Below are 18,614 nucleotides of genomic sequence, written 5' to 3' on the forward strand. Positions count from 1 at the left end.
GTTGGCCCTCTGCGCGGCGGCCGGGCCTGGGGACCCGGTCATCAGCGCCGTTCCCCACAGGACCCCGGCAATCAGGGGGCGAAGGGAGCTTCGGGCCATGGGTCCGAGCGCGGTCATGGCCCGCTCCCGTTAGCGGTCGGGACGGGGTGCATGCAACCCTTAAAATGTCCGACGTGGCAGAAAGAACCCCGCCGCAGCGTAATCCCAGTCGCTTACGGTTTGTTGATAGATAGAGGAACCGGCCAACTTCCCGCTATTGGCTGGCCAGGTGGCGCTGCAGGGACAGGAGATCGGCCCAGGCGTCTCGCTTCGCCGCGGGGTTCCGCAAAAGGTAGGCTGGATGGAGGGTCGCCAGGGCAGGAAGTGACTGATCGTCGGATATCGTTACTTGATGCCAACGTCCGCGCAGCCGGGTGATCCCCTCCTTCGAGCGCAGCAGCGCCTTGGCCGCGACCCCGCCGAGCAGCACGAGGTGGCGCGGCTTCGCCAGCACGATGTGGCGCAGCATGAAGGGCAGGAAGAGCGCGACCTCGGCATCGGTCGGCGTCCGGTTGCCCGGCGGGCGGAAGGGCAGGATGTTGGTGATGTAGAAATCCTTGGCGCGATCGAGCCCGATCGAGCCCAGCATCCGGTCCAGCAACTGGCCGGAGACGCCGACGAAGGGGCGGCCGAGCCGGTCCTCGTCGCCGCCCGGCGCCTCGCCGACCAGCATCAGGCCGCTCTCCGTCACGCCGTCGGCGAAGACCAGGTTGGTCGCGGTCTCGCGCAGCGGGCTGGCGTCGAATTCCGCCATGGCGGCGCGGAGCGCGGGCAGGCTGTCGGCCTGCGCGGCGAGGGCCGCGGCGCGGGTCGCGCCCGGCGTCGGGGCGCGGGACGGGATGAGGACGGCCGGCGCTTCCTGCCCCCCTGGGCGCCCGCCGGGGCGGGCCGCCGCCGGCGGGGTGACCTCGGCCGGCGCGGCCGCCGCGGCGACGCGGGCCACCGTCCGGTCGATCGGCGCATCCTCCAGCGCGTCGTCCGCCCCCCAGTCGAGTTGCAGCCGGAGCGCCGCCAGCAGCGCCTCCTGCGTCATGGCCTCCAGCATCGCATGTGCTCCCGCTGCGGCTGGTATCGGCCGGCCGCGGGGTTCCGCGCAAGCAGGAGCGACGCTACATGCCGGGATAGATCAGGAGGAGCCAGGCATGTCCGGCGCTGAAGAACGCGAGGCGATGGAATTCGATGTGCTCATCGTCGGAGGCGGGCCCGCGGGCCTCGCCGCGGCGATCCGCCTCAAACAGGTTGCGCCCGACGCCACGGTCTGCCTGGTGGAGAAGGGCAGCGAGATCGGGGCGCATATCCTTTCGGGCGCGGTGCTCGAGCCGCGCGCGCTGGACGAGCTGATCCCCGACTGGCGCGACGACCCGCCGGCGCTGGCGACGCCGGCCGGCGAGGACAAGTTCATGCTGCTGACGGCGACCAAGGCCTACAAGCTGCCGACCCCGCCGCAGATGAACAATCATGGCAACTATATCGTCAGCCTGGGCAATGTCTGCCGCTGGCTCGGCGGCAAGGCCGAGGCGCTGGGGGTCGAGATCTACCCGGGCTTCGCGGCTTCCGAGACCATCGTCGAGGACGGCCAGGTGAAGGGCGTCGTCGCCGGCGTCGCCGGCATCTTGAAGGACGGCACCAAGGGCCCGGGCTACGAGCCGGGCATGGAGCTGCGCGCCACCTACACGCTGTTCGCCGAGGGCTGCCGCGGCTCGCTGACCAAGCAGCTGCAGGACCGCTACAACCTGCGCGACGGCGTCGCCCCGCAGACCTATGCGCTCGGGATGAAGGAGCTTTGGGAGATTCCGAAGGAGCGCCACACGCCGGGCCTGGTGTGGCATTCCACCGGCTGGCCGGTGCCGTCCGACACCTATGGCGGCTCCTGGCTGTACATGCTGGGCGAGAACCTGGTGAGCATCGGCTTCGTCGTCGGCCTCGACTACCCGAACCCGTGGCTCTCGCCCTTCGACGAGTTCCAGCGCTTCAAGACCCATCCCGAGGTGGCGAAGATGCTGGAGGGCGGCAAGCGCATCGCCTATGGCGCCCGCGCCTTGAACGAGGGCGGCATCCAGGCCATCCCCAAACTGGTCTTCCCGGGCGGGATGCTGATCGGCGACACCGCCGGCTTCCTCAACGTCCCCAAGATCAAGGGCACGCACACCTCGATGAAGTCCGGCATGGTGGCGGCCGAGGCGGTCGCCGCGGCGCTGGCGGACGAGGCGCGTCCCGCGGTGCTCGACAGCTACCCCGCGGCGCTCAAGGCGAGCTGGGTCTGGACCGAGCTGCAGGGCGTCCGCAACATCCGCCCGGGCTTCGCCAAGTTCGGCCTGTGGGGCGGGCTGATCAATGCCGGGCTCGACACCTACCTGTTCCGCGGCAAGGCGCCCTGGACCTGGGGCCATCACGCGGACCACGAGACGCTGAAGCCGGCCGCCGAGTCCAAGCGGATCGTCTACCCGAAGCCGGACGGCAAGCTGAGCTTCGACCGGCTCTCCTCGGTGTTCCTGTCGAACACCAACCATGAGGAGGACCAGCCGGCGCATCTGAAGCTGCGCGACCCGGGCGCCTGGAAGGGCGTCAACTGGGACCAGTTCCGCAGCCCGGAAAGCCGCTACTGCCCGGCCGCGGTCTACGAGGCGGTGGGGCCCGATGCCGAGCGCGAACTGCGCGGCACGCCGGACGCCGAGGCGACCGGGGCGGGTGCCTCGGTCGAGGCCGGCGACGCCGGCGCGCGGCTGGTGATCAACGCGCAGAACTGCGTGCACTGCAAGACCTGCGACATCAAGGACCCTGGCCAGAACATCGACTGGACCACGCCACAGGGCGGCGGCGGGCCGAACTACATCGGCGGGATGTGACCGGCGGCGTGGCGCGGCCCTTCCGCGCCACGCATCGCTCCTTTGTGCGTGATCGGCACAGTGACGATCGTTTAACGAAGTCGTGTTGATCGTTTACCTTTTCGTGGAAAGACTGAACCCGTTGTTCACGTCATCTCTCGCCTGACCGGCGCGCCGCCAGTGCTGCGGCCCGCGCCCCGGGGAGAGAGTCGACGTGAATCTAAATATTTTGCTGCGTGGGCAATCGAACTCCATCATCCTCGGCCAGCTGGCCGGCGCCGACGCCGTCGCGGCCGAAGTGCAGAAGCTGCTTGGCTTCGACGGAGTCACCGACAAGGTCACCCTGCTTTTCAAGGAGTTCGACGGCACAGGCAGCTCCACTGCCGCCTCCGGCACCGCACTGATCGGTGATTGGCTCACGCCCACCACGGTGAACGGCCAGGCGGGCTGGACGCCGAACACCTACGAACAGGGGCTGCTCAACTATGTCGGCGGGCTCTCGGCGACGACCAAGGCGGATCCGACCGTCGTGCTTTGGCTGCACAGCGAGTACGACAGCGCCGACTCCACACTGACCGCGGACACCTGGATGAGCGCGGTGCGCTACGACGCCGCGCAGTTGCGGGCCGCCTTCACCGGTGTGCTGCCCTATGTCTTCGTCGAGCCCATCCCGCTGGACGCCGGCAAGGATGCGGGCACGCAGGCGATCCGAATGGGCATGGAGGCGCTCGTCGCCGACAGCGCCTTCAACGCCCGGCTGACGGCATCGAGCGACGACCTCGCGATGAACGGCGTCTTCCGCGGGGCCGCCGGCCATATGAGCGACGCGGACGCGGCGCTGGTCGCCGACCGTGCCGCGCGCAGCATCGCCGAGGCCTTCGCAGCCTTCGCCAAGCCGGGCTCGGCGCTTGCCTCGGGCAACATCGACGATACCGGCCCGACCGCGGTGCAGGCGCAGCAGATCGGGGCGCGCGAGGTGTCCGTGTCCCTGCTGTTCGATGGCGCGACCACCCTGCAGGCGCTCGACCCCGACGCCGCCACCGGCATCGGCTGGAAGGCGATCGCGGGATCGACGGTGCTGGAGGCGACGGGCGTCTCGCTCGGCGCGAACAACACCTTGCTCGTCGGCTTCGGCGCCGACCTGCCGGCCGGCGCCCGGCTCTATTACGGCTACGGCGACAGCCATCTCCGAGGGGCGACCGCCGACGCCAGCGGCAACGCGATCTACGACGATCAGGGCATGCCGTTGCGCTCCCCCGCCGTCGGCCTGGTCATCGGCGCGTCGGCGGTGCAGCCCGGCGTGACCCAGGCGGGCACCGACAACGTCGACACCCTGCTGGCCGGGCCGAACGGCGACACCCTCATCGGCGGCAAGGGCGACGACTTCCTGGTCGGCGGTGCGGGTGCCGACACCTTCGCCTTCGGCCTGGGCGACGGCAATGACTGGGTGGACGGCTTCACGCCGGGCAAGGACCACATCCGGTTCGGCGCCGGCATCACCGCCAAGGACGTCCTGATCACTCCGCTGAACCTCGGCGTCGATGGGCTCGGCGTGATCTACGGCCCGAACGGGGACGGCATCTTCCTCGCCGGCGTCACCGCGCTGCAGGCGGGGGACCTGCTCTACGCCGTGCCGCCGGTGCCGCCGGGCCAGCTCGTCCTGGGCACCCAGAACGACGACTCCTTCGGCGCCGGCAACGGCGGCGACACCATCGTCGGTGGCCAGGGCAACGACTACATGGTCAGCGGCGACGGCAAGGACGTCTTCGGCTTCATGCCGGGCGACGGGCCCGACTGGGTCGCCAACTTCGACTCCGGCAGCGACACCCTGCGGTTCGGCGGCGGGCTGACCCTGGCGGACATCAGCACCGAGGCGACGACGCTGGCCGGCGTCGGCGGTCTCGCCGTGCGGTACGGCCCGGGCGTGGCGGACGTGGTCTTCCTCGAGGCCATCACCAGCCTCGCGGCGGGCGACATCACCTTCGGCACGGTGCCTGCGGTGGCGGTCGACCAGCCGCGCTTCCTGACCGGCACCGCCGGGCCGGATTTGCTGGCGGGCGGCGGGGCCTCCGACACCCTGCTCGGCCTCGGCGGGCAGGACACGCTGCTGGGCGGCGGCAGCGACGACGTGATCTACGCCTATGCCAACGACAGCATCAGCGGCGGCGCCGGTCGTGACGTGCTCTACATGGTGGACGACACCCCGGCGGCGCTGGCGATCGACGTCGCCCAGATCGAGTATGTCGCCGCCGGCTTCGGCAGCGACACCATCAGCGGCACCGGCCAGACCCAGGCGATCGAGGTCTATGCCAGCGGCGGCGACGACAGCGTCACCGGCGGCAGCGGCAATGACTGGCTCTGGGGCAGCGTCGGCAACGACACCCTCATCGGCAATGGCGGCGACGACGTCATCGTCGGCGACCTCGGCGCCGACAGCCTCGCGGGCGGCGCCGGCAACGACCGGATCTATGTCGACGCCGGCGACACCATCGACGGCGGCGCCGGGTTCGATGCCGCCTACATCGTCGGCGGCGCCGGGATGGCGATCAACCTGGCCGCCACCGGGCTGGAATGGGTGACCGACTTCGTCGCCGGCGCCGACACGCTGGACGCCTCCGGCACCACCACCGGCATCGAGCTCTATGCCGGCGGCGGCAACGACCTGCTCACGGGCGGCAGCGGCGCCGACCTGATCTTCGCCGGCGAGGGTGCCGACACCCTGATCGGCGGCGAGGGCGACGACGGGCTGATCGGCGAGGCCGGTGCCGACAGCATCTCCGGCGGCCTGGGCAACGACCGCATCTATGCCGATGCGACCGACACGGTCGACGGCGGCGACGGCTACGACATCATGTACATGGGCACCGACGCCGCCTTCACCGTCGATCTCGGCGCCATCCGGGTCGAATGGCTGTTCGCCGGGGCGGGCAACGACAGCGTCTCGTCCTCCACCGCGACGCCGATCCAGGTCTATGCCAATGCCGGCGCCGACACGCTCTCGGGCGGCGGCGGCAATGACACGCTCTGGGGCGGCGAGGGCGCCGACAGCATCGCCGGCAATGCCGGCGCCGACACGCTGGTCGGCGAGGCGGGCGCCGACACGATCGCCGGCGGCGCCGGGGACGACGGGCTGTTCGGCGGCGACGGCGCGGATGTCTTCGTGTTCGGTGCCGCCTGGGGCAACGACACCATCTTCGACTGGCAGGATGGCAGCGACCTGATCGATGTCCGGGCGCTGGCGCCGCTCGGCGTGCAGGACATCGGCGGCCTCACCATCGCGGCGAGCGGCACCAACGCGGTGGTCGGCTATGACGGCAACACGTTGACCATCATCGGCGCGGCGGGGCTGATCGTCGCGGCGGACTTCCTGTTCGCCTAAGATGGGGCAGGGCCAGGGCGGCAGTATCCTCCCTGGCCCCTCCGCTATCTCTGTGGGCTTGGCACCTGCCGCGCGGCAGGTGCCAAGCCCAGAAAAACGAAGGGTAGGGTTGGGGGGGGAAAGCATTTCCCTCCCCAACCTTGCTTACTCCACCGTGGCGCCGGAAATCCGCACCAGCTCCGCCGTCCGGCTGATCTCCGACTGCTGGAAGGTGGAGAATTCCTCCGCCGTGCTGCCGACCGCATCGTAGCCCAGCTCCGCCATGCGGTCCCGCATCGCCGGGACCCGCATCGCCGCCTGGGTCGCCTCGGACAGCCGCGCCACCGCCGGCGGCGGCGTGCCGGCCGGGGCGAAGACGCCGAGCCAGCTGGTGAAGACGAAGCCCGGCACCTGCTCGGTGATCGCCGGGACGTCCGCCAGCTGCGGGGCGCGTTCCTTCCGGGTGATGCCAAGGGCCCGGACCTGGCCGGCGCGGACCTGCTGGATGCTCTCGACCACCGGGGCGAAGATCAGGTCGACGCGGCCGGAGACGAGGTCCGCCATCGCCGGCGCGCCGCCGCGGTAATGCACCTGGGTGAAGCGCACGCCGGTCTGGTGCTCGAACAGCACCGCCGAGAAATGCTGCGAGCTGCCGAGCCCGCCGGTGCCGGCATTCAGCCCGCCCGGCTTCGCGCGGGCGAGGGCGATCAGCTCCGTCACGCTGCGCGCCGGCACGCTGGGATGCACCACCAGCAGCCCATGGCTCATCGCCACCAGGGACACCGCGGAGAAATCCTTCGCCACGTGGAAGGGCAGGGTGCGGTAGAGCGACTGGTTCACCGCATGGGTGCCCATCGAGCCCATGACCAGCGTATAGCCGTCCGGCGTGGCGCGGGCCGCGGCTTCCGTCGCCACGTTGCCGCCGGCCCCGGTGCGGTTCTCCACCACGACCTGCTGGCCGAGCGCCGGGGTGATCGCCTGCGCCACGATCCGGGCGGTGGTGTCGGTGCTGCCGCCGGCGGCGAAGCCGACCAGCATGCGGATCGGCCGGTCCGGCATCCAGCTCTGTGCCCGAGCGGCGTGGGGCAGCAGGGGCAATCCGGCCAGGGCCGGCAGCAGGGTTCTGCGGTGCATGTCGTCTCCTCCGGGCCGGGTCTTGTTGCCCCGCCTGGCTGCAGCCTAGCGGAGTCGCGCAACGGATTTCGCCCCTTGTCGTGCGGCCGCGGCGCCCGGATGCTGGCCCGGCCACGGGAGGGATGAGCATGACCGATGAAGCCGCCTTCGAGGCCGCGCTGCGGGCCGACGGGTTCGACGAGGTGCTGCGCCGCGCCGCGCCGCCCGGCCAGTCGCTGCCGGACCACGACCATGGCTGGGATGTCCGCGGCCTGGTGCTGACCGGCCGCTTCACCGTCTCGGCCGAGGGCGAATTGCAGGATTGCGGCCCGGGCGAGGTCTTCACCCTCGCCGCCGGCCGTCGCCATACCGAGGCCGCGGGCCCCGAGGGCGCCGAATTGCTGGTCGGCCGCCGCCACAAGGCGGGCTGAATGACCGCGGCGGCGGCGCTGATCGAGGCGGCGCGGGCGCTGGATGCGCTCGGCTTCATGCCGTCGAAATCCGGCAACCTCTCGGTCCGCACCGGGCGCGGCTACCTGATAACCCCGGCCGCGCTGCCCTATGCCGAAACCACCGCGGCCGACCTGGTCGAGGTCGACCTGGGCGGCGCGGTCCTCGCCGGGCATCGCCGGCCGTCCTCCGAATGGCGGATGCATGCGGCGATCTATGCGGCGCGACCCGAGGCCGGGGCGGTGGTCCATACCCACAGCCCCTGCGCCACCGCACTCGCCTGCGCCCGGCAGGGGCTGCCGCCCTTCCACTACATGATCGCGGTCGGCGGCGGCGGCGACATCCGCTGCTCCGGCTACGCCACCTTCGGTACCGAGGCGCTGGCCGAGGCCTGCGTCGCGGCGCTGGAGGGGCGGCGCGCGGCGCTGCTGGCCAACCATGGCGCGGTCGCCATCGGCCGCACGCTGGCCGGCGCCCGGACCCTGGCGATGGAGGTCGAGAACCTCGCCCGGCAATACCTCGCGCTGCGTGCCGCCGGCCTCGCGCCGGTGCTGCTGGACGAAGCGGAACTGGCGGCGGTCTTCGAGCAATTCGACGGCTACGGCCGGCTCGGCTGAAGGAAAGCCGGGGAGGAAGGATCCTCCCGTTGGAGCAGGGCGCCCAGACCTCCTCCATTTCTCCGGGTCGGTACCCGCCGCGCGGCAGGTGGCAGGCCCAGGGAAACGGAGGGTGGGGTTCGGGGAGGAAATGCCGCTTTCTCCCCGGTTTTCCTTCCCGCCCCGCCCACACACCGCGCCGTGTCACACTGTTGCCGGAAAGCCCAGCCTAACCGTGGCGCTGGCAAGATCCGGCTGCTAGCCTGCCTCCATGCAGTTTCCCGGACCCTCGCCGCGGCTTGCCCTTCTCGCCGCCGCGCTCCTGTCCGCCTGCGCCGCGGGCGGGGCACCTGGGGACCGGGGGCCGCGCAGCGCCACCGGCATCCCCGTCACCGGCGCCTTCGGGGCCTACCTGACCGGCCGCTTCGCCGCCGCCGAGACGGACACCGGAACCGCCGCCGACGCCCTGCTGACGGCGCTGAAGGCCGACCCCGACCAGCCGGAGGTGCTCAACCGCGCCTTCCTCGCCGCCCTGCTGGACGGCCGCGCGGAGGCCCAGCGCCTGGCCCGGCGGTTGCCGGACAACCCCGCCGCCAACCTGCTGCTGGCCGGCACCGACATCCAGGCCGGCCGCTGGGACAAGGCCGACCAGCGGGTCCGCGCGCTCGGCCGCAACGGCCCGGTGCAGGTGCTGCAGCCCACCTTGCTGGCCTGGATCCAGCTCGGCCGCGGCCAGCCGGACCAGGCCATGGCGGTGCTGCGGCCGCTGGCGGACCAGAACCGGCTGCGCGCGCTGAACGCCCTGCATGCCGCGCTGATCGCCGACATCGCCAACCGGCCGAAGGAGGCCGAGCGCTTCGCCCGCATGGCCGTGGCCGACCAGCCGCAGCCTTCCTGGCGGCTGGCGGTGCTCTCGGCCGGCATCCTGCAGCGCGCCGGCAAGCCGCAGGAGGCCCAGCGCCTGCTCGACCAGCTGCTGGCCAGCGGCGACGACGCCGCCCTGGCGGCGACCGAATCGAACCGCCGCGTGCTGCTCGCTGGCCGCGGCGTCGCCTCCCCGGCGGAGGGCTGGGCGGAGGCCTATACCGCGCTCGCCTCGGCGCTGCGGGCGCAGGGCTCGGCGGATTTCGCTTTGGTCCTGGCCCAGCTCGCGGTGCGGTTGCGGCCGGGCTTCGCCCCGGCCCTGGCGCTGACCGCCGATGCGCTGGCCGACCAGGGGCATGACGAGCAGGCGCTGGCGACGCTGGGCCGCATCGCCGCCGACGACCCGCTCGCCCCGGTGATCGGCCTGCGCCGCGCCATGCTGCTCGACAAGCTGGACCGGACCGAGGAGGCGGTGGCGCTGCTGCGCCGCCTGGCCGAGAGCTATCCCTCGATGCCGCAGGCCTCCGCCCGGCTGGGCGACATGCTGCGCCGGCGCAACCGCTTCGCCGAGGCCGCGGTCGCCTATGACCAGGCACTGTCGCGCACCGCGGCGGGGGACCGCGACTGGGCGTTGCTGTACGCGCGCGGCATCGCCCGCGAACGCTCCGGCGACGGGGCGCGGGCGGAGGCCGACTTCCTCCGCGCGCTCGAAATCGCGCCCGAGCAGCCCTATGTCCTCAACTACCTCGGTTATACCTGGGCCGAGCAGGGCAAGAACCTCGACCGCGCGAAGGCCATGCTGCTGCGCGCGACCGAGCTCCGCCCGCAGGACGGCAACATCGCCGACAGCCTGGGCTGGGTGCTGTTCCGCCTGGGCGACCTGCCCGGCGCGGTCACCTGGCTGGAGAAGGCGGTCGAGCTGGAATCGCGCAACTCCGTCATCAACGACCATCTGGGCGACGCCTATTGGGCGATCGGCCGGCAGCGCGAGGCGCGCTTCCAATGGAGCCGCGCGGCGACCATGGAGCCGGAGCCGGAGGAGCTGGTGAAGATCGCCGCCAAGCTGAAGGACGGCCTGCCCGGCTACCCCGCCAGCACCGCGCAGCGCTGATGCTGTCCGAGTCGGCGCCGGCCAAGGTCAACCTGTACCTGCACGTGACCGGCCGGCGGGCGGATGGCTACCATCTGCTGGACAGCCTGGCGGTCTTCGGCCCGGCGGCCGACGAACTGGCACTGGCACTGGCGCCGGCCGGGTCGCTGTCCCTCGCGCTCGACGGCCGGTTCGGCGCGGCGCTGCGGGCCGAGCCGGACAACCTGGTGCTGCGCGCCGCGCGCGCCCTGGCCGCGGCGGCCGGGGTGCCGGCGCAGGCGGCGCTGGTGCTGACCAAGCGTCTGCCGGTCGCCTCCGGCATCGGCGGCGGCTCGGCCGATGCGGCCGCGGCGCTGCGCGGGTTGGACCGGCTGTGGGGGCTGGATCTGGGGGAGGCGCGGCTGGCGGCGGTCGCCGCGCCGCTCGGCGCCGATATCCCGGTCTGCGTCGCCTCCCGCCCCGCCCGCATGGCGGGCATTGGCGAGGTGCTCTCGGCCGCCCCCGCGCTGCCGGATTGCGGCCTGCTACTGGTCAATCCCGGCGTGGCGCTGCCGACGCCGGCCGTCTTCAAGGCCCGCGCCGGCGGCTTCACCCCGCCCGCCGTGCTGCCCGCATCCTGGCCGGATGCCGCCGCCATGGCGCGGGACCTGGCAGCGCTGCGCAACGACCTGGAGGCGCCGGCGATCGGCCTGTGCCCGGCGATCGCCGAGGTGCTGGCAGCGCTGCGCGCGCTGCCCGGCTGCCTGCTGGCACGGATGAGCGGATCGGGCGCGACCTGCTTCGGCATCTTCGCCGATGCCGCCGCGGCGCGGGCAGCGGCGGTGCTGCTGCCCGGGCACTGGTGGAACGCGGCGGGGGGGCTTTACGGCAGGGCCACCTGACCTCTATTCACCGGGCCCGCGACGGATGGGGCGTCGCCAAGTGGTAAGGCAGCGGTTTTTGGTACCGCCATTCCCAGGTTCGAATCCTGGCGCCCCAGCCAACCTTCGATCCTTCAGGCCGGCTTGCCGAGCCGACGGCGCCCGCCGACCCAGGCTTCCTGGGCGCTCGGGAAGGTCTGCGGCGATTGCTGCACGACGATCTGCGTGGTCTCCTCGACGATCATCCACATCCAGCGGCCGGGCGGCAGCATCTGACGCTGCACCTTGACCTCGTAGCTGCGGGGGTTGCTGGGGGCGATGGCGGGGCCGTTCTTGCCGATGACGCTGGCTGACATTCGTCCATGGCTGCGGTTTGAGGGGAAGGAACCGGCTGCACCCTGCGGCGCGGCAGACCGAAATAGTATCACGCACATGCGAGTCTTCGAAGGCATCCTGCCAGGTTGTTGCGCGGGCGTTTGCGCTTCGGATCATATTCGACGCCTCCCGGCCGGCTTTGCCAACCGCGCATTGGCGCGAGGTCGCGCTGCAAACCCAAATGCGATGAGGAAAACATGCCTGTGCCTGCATAGTCGGGCGCCTGGCGCACTGGTCTGCCCGCGCTTCCGGGATCCCCGGCGCTGCCCGCCGCCAGGCGGCGGCGGTGGTGACGGCAGGGTGGCGCGCCCTCCCGGCGGCGGCCACCGCAACGGCGCGGCCCGCAGCGCCGCCCCCTCCGTGCCCGCTGACGCGGCCGGCATGAGCCGGACGCCGGTTTGCCTGGCCAAGGCCATGCTGCTTGGATGCGACGGTGGATGACAGGATGCCGATGACCAGCCCGCCGACCCAGCCGCGCCGGATCGAGGCGCTGGCCCTGGCCCGCGCGGCGCAGGGCCCCGACCTGGTCATCGCCGTGGTCGGCGCGGTCGGCTCCGGCACCTCCTCGGTCGCCCGGGTGCTCGGCCGGCTGCTGGCCCGCAGCGGGACGGACGCCGTCGCCATCCGCGCCCGCGACGTGCTGCAGCGCGCCGCGCCGGGCGACTGGGCCGCGGCCGGGGCGGAGCCGCCGATCCGCCGCTTCACCGCGTTGCAGGCGATCGGCAGCCGGTTGCGGCATGAGAACGACAACGCCTTCGTCGCCGCCGGCATGATCGCGCAGATCCACGCCGCCCGGGCCCGGAATTCCGGCCCGGTCGTCGCCATCTGCGACGCGCTGCGCCACCCGGCCGAGGTGCAGCTGCTCCGATCCGTCTATGGCGAGGCCTTCTGGCTGCTCGGCGTGGTCTGCGACGAGCGCACCCGGCACGCCCGGCTGATGCGGAAATACGGCTTCGCGGCCGATGACCCCGACGCTGCCCGGGCGGTGCAGGACTTCATGGGGCGGGACGAGAATGCCGGCATGGAGCACGGCCAGAAGGTGGCCGAGGCCTTCCGCTTCGCCGATTTCCACTGCGACAGCTCGGCCTCCCTGCCGCGGGCCGATGTGCCGGATACGGTGCTGGATGCCTGGCCGGTCACCGCCGACCTCGGCCGCTTCCTCGCGCTGGTGCGCAACGAGGGCGCGAAGGCGGGGCCGATGCTTCGGCCGACCGAGGCGGAGCAGGCGATGTACCACGCCTATGCCGCGCGGCTCGGCAGCGCCTGCCTGTCGCGCCAGGTGGGCGCGGTGCTGCTGGGGCAGGACGGGCAGCTGCTGGCGACCGGCTGCAACGAGGTCCCGCGCGCCGGCGGTGGCCTGTATGGGGAGGGGACGGACGACCCGGCCGAGGTCGAGCGCGGCCGCTGCCACGCCTATGGCGGCTTCTGCCGCAACACCGACGAGCGCAACAAGCTGGTCGACCACGTGATGGAGCTGCTGGAGGAGCAGGGGGTGGAGCTCGGCACCGGGCCGCGCCGCACGCTGCTGGCGCGCCGGCTGCGGCGCTCGCGGCTCGGCCACCTGGTGGAATTCAGCCGGTCCGTGCATGCCGAGATGGATGCGCTGATCTCGGCGGCGCGGCGTGGCGTCTCGACCACCGGCACGCGGCTGTTCGTCACCACCTTCCCCTGCCACAATTGCGCGCGGCACATCGTCGCCGCCGGGGTGGACGAGGTGCAGTTCATCGAGCCCTACCTGAAGAGCAAGGCGCTGGCGCTGCACGACGACAGCATCACCTTGCCGCAGCCCGGCTGGGTGGCGCCGAGCGTGGCGCGCCGGCTTGGCCTGCCCGGGCCGCAGCGGGTCTGCTTCCGCCCCTATGTCGGCGCCGCGCCGCGGCTGTTCCGCCGCGCCTTCCTCAAGGACGGCGAGGTGAAGGACGGCATGACCGGCCGGCTGCTCGACACGCCAGCGGACGCCTTCGAGAACCGCCGGCCGCTGGCCGAGGGCTACCGTACGCTCGAGGCCCGTATCGCCGCGCGCTTCGCCGGAACCGGCTGAGGCGTGGTTGGCATGGCGTGCCGCCCGTCCTAGCCTCCGCCGTCCACAAGAACGGGGAACGTCCGACCATGATCCATGTACTTGCCATGATCACTGCCAAGCCCGGCATGCGGGAGCAGATCCTGGAGCATTTCCGTGCCAACATGCCGGCCGTCCATGCCGAGCAGGGCTGCATCGAATACGGCCCGGCGATCGACGCCGAGGGCATGGGCAAGATCCAGACGCCGCTCGGCGGCGACACCTTCGTGGTGATCGAGAAGTGGGAGAGCCTCGACGCGCTGAAGGCGCATGGCGCGGCGCCGCACATGGCAGCCTATGCGGCGAAGACGCGGGAGATGATCGCCAGCCGGGTGATCCATGTGCTGACGCCGGCGGGCTGAACGAGGCCAGGGAGGAGGTATCCTCCCTGGCCCCTCCTCTATGTCTGTGAGTCGGCACCTGCCGCGCGGCAGGTGCCCACCTACGAAAAGGAAGGGTGGGGTTCGGGGAGGGAACACTTTTCCGTCCCCAGCCTTGCTTGCCTCACCCCGCCAGATGCTCGCGGATGAAGCTCCCCGCCTTGGCGATCGCCCTGCGCCCCGCGGCAAGCTGCGGGTGGAACAGGTGCCAGACATGGATCATGTCCGGCCAGATCTCCAAGGTCACCGCCACCTCCGCCGCGCCCGCCTTGCCGGCGAAGGCCACGCCCTCGTCCAGCAGCGTCTCGGCCGAGCCGACCTGCACCAGCAGCGGCGGCAGGCCGTGCAGGTCGCCGTATAGCGGCGAGACCAGCGGCGCCCGTGCCCCGGCCGTGCCGTGGTACATCGCGGCGATCTCCAGCAAATAGGGCTTCTGCACCATCGGGTCGGTCGCCGCCTTGCTGTCCATGCTGGCCGAGGCGCTTTCGAGATCGACCCAGGGGCTGACCAGCCAGGCGCAGCCCGGCATCGGCAGCCCCTGATCGCGCAGCGCCAGCAGGGTCGCTGCCGCCAGCCCGCCGCCGGCGCTGTCGCCGCCGATGGCGATGCGGCCGGGCGCGAAGCCGGTCTCCAGCAGGTGCCGGTACCCGGCGACGGCATCCTCCACGGCGGCGGGGAAGGGGTGCTCCGGCGCCAAGCGGTAGTCCAGCGCCAGCGTCCGCATCCCCGCCTGCCGCCCGGCCTCCGCCACCATCGGCCGGTGGCTGTCGAGCGAGCCGGCGACATAGCCGCCGCCATGCAAATAGAGCAGCACGCGCGACGGATCGGCGCCCGGTGCCTCGGTCCATTCGGCGGGCACGCCGCCGGCGCGCGTCGGTTCCACCCGGACATCGGCGGGCAGCGGATAGCTGCCGCCCAACGCGTCCAGCCTGCGCCGCCGCTCGGCGAGCTCCGCCGGACGCGGGCGGGCGGCGAGCAGGTCGCGGATCACCTGCACCTCGGGGTCGATGGGGCGTGCGGTCATGCTGTCCTCCCGTGCCGCGCCTCGGCGTGGTCGGCGGCATCCTCCACCCGGGTCGCCGGCCTCGGCAAGCGCGGCTAGGATCGGCGCGGCATCGCAGGGGACCTCCGCATGTACGACGTGATCGTGGTCGGCGCCGGCTCGGCCGGGGCGCCCCTTGCGGCGCGGCTGAGCGAGGACCCCGGGCGCCGCGTGCTGCTGCTGGAGGCCGGCCGCGACTGGCGCTCGGCCGAGGCGCCGCATGCCCTGCGCAGCGCCAACATCATCCCCTTCATGCACGACCCGGCGCACCAGGCGGCCTGGCAATGGCCCGGGCTGATGACCCGGCGCACCGCGGCGCAGGCGCCGAAATTCTACTGGCGCGGCAAGGCGCTCGGCGGCTCCTCGGCGGTCAATGCGCAGATCGCCATCCGCGGCGTGCCCGCCGCCTTCGATGCCTGGGCCGAGGCCGGCTGCGAGGGCTGGTCCGCCCACGACGTCCTGCCGATCTTCGACGCCATCGAGGACGATGCCGAGACCGGCACCGCCCCCGGCATCCGCCGCGGCGGCCCGCTGCCGGTGCATCGCGCGCCGCTGGGCGAATGGGGCGCGGTGGACCTCGCGCTGCGCGACGCGGCGCTGGCCGCGGGCTATGCCTGGAAGGCCGACCTCAACGCGCCGGCGGGGGAGGGCATCTCCTGCAACCCGATCAACAGCCGCGACGGGCTGCGCGTGACGACCAACGACGGCTACCTGGAACCCGCGCGCGGCCGGCCCAACCTGACGATCCGCGGCGGCGCGCTGGTCGACCGCGTGGTCTTCGACGGCAGCCGCGCCCGCGGCGTGCGTGTCCGCTTCGGCGAGGTCTGGGAGGAGATCGCGGCGCGCGAGGTGGTGCTCTGCGCCGGCGCGATCCACAGTCCCGGCATCCTGATGCGGTCGGGCATCGGGCCGGCGGCGGCGCTGGCCGCGCTCGGCATCCCCGTGCTGCACGACCTGCCGGCGGTCGGCCAGCATTTCATGGACCACCCGATCCTGCGCGCGACACTGGCGCTGAAGCCGGCGCATGTCGCGCAGGGGCCGGATGCGCGCCACACCAATTGCTGCCTGACCTACAGCAGCGGCCTCGGCGGCGGCGGTGAGCGGGACATGATCATGATCGCCTACAACCACCGCGGCCTGGTCGGCGACCGGCCGGCCGCCTCGGGCGCGATCGGCGTCGCGCTCTACGACGCCTTCTCGCGCGGCGAGGTGCGGCTCGCCTCGGCCGACCCGGAGGCGCAGCCCGTCGTCGAGGAGAACATGCTGGCCGACCCGCGCGACCGGCTGCGGCTGCGCGACGGCGTGCGCCGGCTGGCCGCGCTCTGCGCCCGGCCGCAGGTCGCCGGCCTGGCCGATTCCATCACCTTCGGCGACAGCCCGCTGACCATGGACGACGCCGCGGCGCTGCCGGACGACGCGCTGGACGCGCTGATGCTGGCCGAGGCCGGCGACATCCAGCACGCCGCCGGCACCTGCCGCATGACGGCGTACGAGGACCCGCGCGGCGTGGTGGACCCGGACCTCGCCGTCCGCGGCGTCGCCGGGCTGCGCGTCGCCGATGCCTCCATCATGCCGACCGACTGCCGCGCCAACCTGCACTTCACCTGCGTCATGATCGGCGAGAACCTGGCGCGGCGGATGCGCCGCGACGCGTGCACGACGCGTGCGGCCTTGCCCACGCATCGTGCACCAGGCTTTACCTGATCGCGGGAGTCAGCGCTTTCGGCGATGACGCCCCAATGCATCCTGGCCTAATCGTCGGCGGCCAGGCTATGGCCCGAGCGCTGCTCCGCCGGCTTCACCGCCCGCGCCAGGTTGCCGGCGGTGCTGACCAGCGCGACATGCGAGAAGGCCTGCGGGAAATTGCCCACCTGCCGGCCGGCCTGCGGGTCGTATTCCTCGGCCAGCAGACCGACGTCGTTGCGCAGCGCCAGCAGCCGCTCGAACAGCGCGCGGGCCTCGTCGCGCCGGCCGAGCATGACGTAGTTGTCGGCCAGCCAGAAGCTGCAGGCGAGGAAGGCGCCTTCGCCGGGCGGCAGCCCGTCCGCCACCGTGGCGGTGTCGTAGCGGCGGACCAGCCCGTCTCGCAGCAGCTCGCGCTCGATCGCCGCGACGGTCCCGGCGACGCGGGGATCCTCCGGCGGCAGGAAGCCGACCAGCGGGATCATCAGCAGGCTGGCATCGAGCTGCGGCGCGCCGTAGGACTGCACGAAGGTGCCGCGCGCCGCGTCGAAGCCGTGGCGGCAGACATCGGCATGGATGCGGTCGCGCACCGCGCGCCATTGCGCCAGCGGCCCGCGCAGGCCGAATTCCTCGATCCCCCGCACCGCGCGGTCCAGCGCCACCCAGGCCATCACCTTGGAATAGGTGAAGTGCCGGCGCGGCCCGCGCACCTCCCAGATTCCCTCGTCGGGCTGGTCCCACAGATCGACGAGCCGGTTGGTCAGGGTGCGTTCCAGCCCCCAGGCATCGTCGCTCGGCGGGATGCCGGCGCGGCGCGCATGGTGCATGGCGTCCATCAGCTCGCCATAGACATCCAGCTGCAACTGCCCCGCGGCGGCATTGCCGATGCGCACCGGCTTGGCCCCCTGGTAGCCGGACAGGAAGTCCAGTTCATGCTCCTCCAGCCGCCGCTCGCCAGCCAGGCCATACATGATCTGCAGCTTGTCCGGGCTGCCGGCGACCGCGCGCAGCAGCCATTCGCGCCAGGCCGCGGCCTCCTCGACATAGCCGCCATCCATCAGCGCCAGCAGGGTCAGCGTCGCGTCGCGCAGCCAGCAGAAGCGGTAGTCCCAGTTGCGCGTGCCGCGCAGCTGTTCGGGCAGGGAGGTCGTGGCGGCGGCGACGATGCCCCCGGTTTCGTGGTGTGCCAGGCCGCGCAGGGTGATGAGGGAGCGGTTCACCGCCTCGGCCCACTCGCCGCCCTGCCGGCCGCGCGCCGACCAGGCCTGCCATTCGCCGGTCTCGGCGGCCAGCACCGCCTCGGCCGTCACCCGCGGCGGCAGCGGCCGGAAGGATGGCGTCCAGGTCAGCACGAAGGGCACCGTCTCGCCGGCGGCGACCGCGAACTCGGCCACCGTCGTCATGCGTTCGCCATGCAGCGGCACGGTGGTGTCCAGCAGCAGCCGGTCCGGCCCGGCGATGGCGCGCAGCCGCCCGTCCTCCAGCCGCGAGACCCAGGGGGTGTCGCGGCCATAGTCGAAGCGCATGGCGAGATCCGTCCGCATCGCCAGCCGCCCCCGTTCGCCGCGGACCAGCCGGACGATGTCGGTCGCGCCGTCGCGCCGGTGCATGCAGTCGATCAGCGTCACCGCGCCGTCCGCGGTCTCGAAGCGCGTCTCCAGCACCATGGTGCCGGGGCGGTAGCGGCGGGTGACCCGGGCCGCCGGGTGGCAGGGAGCGATCCGCCAGCGGCCGTTCTCCGCCGTGCCCAGCAGGGCGGCGAAGCAGGCCGGGCTGTCGAAGCGCGGCAGGCAGAGCCAGTCGATGCTGCCGTCGCGGCCGACCATCGCCATGGTTTCGCGGTTGCCGATGACCGCGTAGTCCTCGATGCGGAGCGCCAT

Annotated in this window: 14 protein-coding genes and 1 tRNA gene; 10 read left to right on the forward strand and 5 right to left on the reverse strand. The window is 72.5% G+C overall.

Translation table 11 applies throughout. The annotated features are described in order from the left end of the window. Nucleotides 1-253 precede the first annotated feature (253 nt). Nucleotides 254-1,084 (reverse strand): uracil-DNA glycosylase family protein, encoded by an 831-nt coding sequence (locus ACFQS7_RS08960; protein WP_380066697.1) that lies wholly within the window; start codon nt 1,082-1,084, stop codon nt 254-256. Between the two features lie 97 nt (nt 1,085-1,181). Between ACFQS7_RS08960 and ACFQS7_RS08965 the strand changes: the two genes are divergently transcribed. Then, the gene (locus ACFQS7_RS08965; RefSeq protein WP_380066698.1) at nt 1,182-2,885 is read left to right on the forward strand and encodes a 4Fe-4S dicluster domain-containing protein; all 1,704 of its coding nucleotides are present in this window, start codon (nt 1,182-1,184) and stop codon (nt 2,883-2,885) included. Nucleotides 2,886-3,078: 193 nt separating this feature from the next. Continuing rightward, a complete protein-coding gene (locus ACFQS7_RS08970) occupies nt 3,079-6,243 on the forward strand; it encodes a calcium-binding protein (RefSeq protein ID WP_380066699.1) in 3,165 nt (1,054 codons plus the stop codon). A gap of 144 nt (nt 6,244-6,387) precedes the next feature. Here ACFQS7_RS08970 and ACFQS7_RS08975 read toward each other — a convergent pair whose 3' ends face one another. Next, a complete protein-coding gene (locus tag ACFQS7_RS08975; RefSeq protein ID WP_380066700.1) occupies nt 6,388-7,356 on the reverse strand; it encodes a Bug family tripartite tricarboxylate transporter substrate binding protein in 969 nt (322 codons plus the stop codon). Between the two features lie 128 nt (nt 7,357-7,484). Here ACFQS7_RS08975 and ACFQS7_RS08980 point away from each other — a divergent pair, with 128 nt between their 5' ends. The 5 genes from ACFQS7_RS08980 to ACFQS7_RS09000 all read left to right on the forward strand — a co-directional run bounded on the left by ACFQS7_RS08980 (nt 7,485) and on the right by ACFQS7_RS09000 (nt 11,317). Further along, the gene (locus tag ACFQS7_RS08980) at nt 7,485-7,766 is read left to right on the forward strand and encodes a cupin domain-containing protein (RefSeq protein WP_380066701.1); all 282 of its coding nucleotides are present in this window, start codon (nt 7,485-7,487) and stop codon (nt 7,764-7,766) included. After that, a complete protein-coding gene (locus ACFQS7_RS08985; protein ID WP_380066702.1) occupies nt 7,767-8,402 on the forward strand; it encodes a class II aldolase/adducin family protein in 636 nt (211 codons plus the stop codon). A gap of 250 nt (nt 8,403-8,652) precedes the next feature. Then, nucleotides 8,653-10,356, forward strand: coding sequence for a tetratricopeptide repeat protein (locus ACFQS7_RS08990; RefSeq protein ID WP_380066703.1), 1,704 nt, complete (start codon nt 8,653-8,655; stop codon nt 10,354-10,356). Next, nucleotides 10,356-11,216, forward strand: a complete 861-nt coding sequence (locus ACFQS7_RS08995; protein WP_380066704.1) for a 4-(cytidine 5'-diphospho)-2-C-methyl-D-erythritol kinase — start codon at nt 10,356-10,358, stop codon at nt 11,214-11,216. Before ACFQS7_RS08990 ends, ACFQS7_RS08995 begins: the two co-directional genes overlap by 1 nt. Nucleotides 11,217-11,242: 26 nt before the next feature. Continuing rightward, nucleotides 11,243-11,317, forward strand: a tRNA-Gln gene (locus tag ACFQS7_RS09000). A gap of 12 nt (nt 11,318-11,329) precedes the next feature. Here ACFQS7_RS09000 and ACFQS7_RS09005 read toward each other — a convergent pair. Next, on the reverse strand, nt 11,330-11,551 hold the full coding sequence (locus ACFQS7_RS09005; protein ID WP_380066705.1) for a hypothetical protein: 222 nt from the start codon (nt 11,549-11,551) through the stop codon (nt 11,330-11,332). 464 nt (nt 11,552-12,015) lie between these two features. Here ACFQS7_RS09005 and ACFQS7_RS09010 point away from each other — a divergent pair, with 464 nt between their 5' ends. Beyond that, complete coding sequence (locus ACFQS7_RS09010; protein ID WP_380066706.1) at nt 12,016-13,611, forward strand: deaminase; 1,596 nt, start codon at nt 12,016-12,018, stop codon at nt 13,609-13,611. Nucleotides 13,612-13,679: 68 nt separating this feature from the next. Further along, nucleotides 13,680-13,991, forward strand: a complete 312-nt coding sequence (locus ACFQS7_RS09015; protein ID WP_380066707.1) for a putative quinol monooxygenase — start codon at nt 13,680-13,682, stop codon at nt 13,989-13,991. A gap of 142 nt (nt 13,992-14,133) precedes the next feature. Here ACFQS7_RS09015 and ACFQS7_RS09020 read toward each other — a convergent pair whose 3' ends face one another. Then, complete coding sequence (locus tag ACFQS7_RS09020) at nt 14,134-15,033, reverse strand: alpha/beta hydrolase (protein ID WP_380066708.1); 900 nt, start codon at nt 15,031-15,033, stop codon at nt 14,134-14,136. 108 nt (nt 15,034-15,141) lie between these two features. Here ACFQS7_RS09020 and ACFQS7_RS09025 point away from each other — a divergent pair, with 108 nt between their 5' ends. Next, nucleotides 15,142-16,755 carry a GMC family oxidoreductase gene (locus ACFQS7_RS09025; RefSeq protein WP_380066709.1) on the forward strand — a complete coding sequence of 538 codons (1,614 nt, stop codon included), beginning with the start codon at nt 15,142-15,144 and terminating at the stop codon, nt 16,753-16,755. Nucleotides 16,756-16,802: 47 nt separating this feature from the next. On the opposite strand, the gene ACFQS7_RS09030 is transcribed toward ACFQS7_RS09025, so the two are convergent. Continuing rightward, nucleotides 16,803-18,614 carry a glycoside hydrolase family 15 protein gene (locus ACFQS7_RS09030; RefSeq protein ID WP_380066710.1) on the reverse strand — a complete coding sequence of 604 codons (1,812 nt, stop codon included), beginning with the start codon at nt 18,612-18,614 and terminating at the stop codon, nt 16,803-16,805.

This window comes from Dankookia sp. GCM10030260 (assembly GCF_042666655.1).
Classification (GTDB): domain Bacteria; phylum Pseudomonadota; class Alphaproteobacteria; order Acetobacterales; family Acetobacteraceae; genus Paracraurococcus.

Coding starts and splice junctions, on each gene's coding strand:
- ACFQS7_RS08960 (WP_380066697.1), bottom strand. CDS start 1,084: ATGCTGGAGGCCATGACGCAGGAGGCGCTGCTGGCGGCGCTCCGGCTG.
- ACFQS7_RS08965 (WP_380066698.1), top strand. CDS start 1,182: ATGTCCGGCGCTGAAGAACGCGAGGCGATGGAATTCGATGTGCTCATC.
- ACFQS7_RS08975 (WP_380066700.1), bottom strand. CDS start 7,356: ATGCACCGCAGAACCCTGCTGCCGGCCCTGGCCGGATTGCCCCTGCTG.
- ACFQS7_RS08980 (WP_380066701.1), top strand. CDS start 7,485: ATGACCGATGAAGCCGCCTTCGAGGCCGCGCTGCGGGCCGACGGGTTC.
- ACFQS7_RS08985 (WP_380066702.1), top strand. CDS start 7,767: ATGACCGCGGCGGCGGCGCTGATCGAGGCGGCGCGGGCGCTGGATGCG.
- ACFQS7_RS08990 (WP_380066703.1), top strand. CDS start 8,653: ATGCAGTTTCCCGGACCCTCGCCGCGGCTTGCCCTTCTCGCCGCCGCG.
- ACFQS7_RS08995 (WP_380066704.1), top strand. CDS start 10,356: ATGCTGTCCGAGTCGGCGCCGGCCAAGGTCAACCTGTACCTGCACGTG.
- ACFQS7_RS09005 (WP_380066705.1), bottom strand. CDS start 11,551: ATGTCAGCCAGCGTCATCGGCAAGAACGGCCCCGCCATCGCCCCCAGC.
- ACFQS7_RS09010 (WP_380066706.1), top strand. CDS start 12,016: ATGCCGATGACCAGCCCGCCGACCCAGCCGCGCCGGATCGAGGCGCTG.
- ACFQS7_RS09015 (WP_380066707.1), top strand. CDS start 13,680: ATGATCCATGTACTTGCCATGATCACTGCCAAGCCCGGCATGCGGGAG.
- ACFQS7_RS09020 (WP_380066708.1), bottom strand. CDS start 15,033: ATGACCGCACGCCCCATCGACCCCGAGGTGCAGGTGATCCGCGACCTG.
- ACFQS7_RS09025 (WP_380066709.1), top strand. CDS start 15,142: ATGTACGACGTGATCGTGGTCGGCGCCGGCTCGGCCGGGGCGCCCCTT.
- ACFQS7_RS09030 (WP_380066710.1), bottom strand. CDS start 18,614: ATGGCGCTCCGCATCGAGGACTACGCGGTCATCGGCAACCGCGAAACC.